Below are 281 nucleotides of genomic sequence, written 5' to 3' on the forward strand. Positions count from 1 at the left end.
AAAAGTACCAGGAGCTGCAGATGTCAAAATCGAACAAGTGAGTGGATTACCTCTTTGGACGGTGGTAATTAATCGCGATACTTTGGCGCGTTACGGTTTGCAAGTTGGCGCTGTGCAAGATGCCATTGTGATTGCTACCGGCGGGAAAAAGGGTGGTGAGCTTTTTGAAGGAGATAAGCGTTTTGATATCGTGGTACGATTACCTGAGTCGTTCCGTGCCGATCCTGATGTATTGCGTGAAGTTTTTGTACCACTTCCTCCATCTAAAGACAGTGAGCGGC

The 281-nt window shown here is 47.3% G+C and carries 1 protein-coding gene; it reads left to right on the forward strand.

Translation table 11 applies throughout. The features are described 5' to 3' along the window. A partial coding sequence (locus A8O27_RS19210) for an efflux RND transporter permease subunit (protein ID WP_259293070.1) occupies positions 1-281 on the forward strand: 281 nt, incomplete at both ends.

This window comes from Legionella bozemanae (genome assembly GCF_001648595.1).
Classification (GTDB): Bacteria; Pseudomonadota; Gammaproteobacteria; order Legionellales; family Legionellaceae; genus Legionella; species Legionella bozemanae.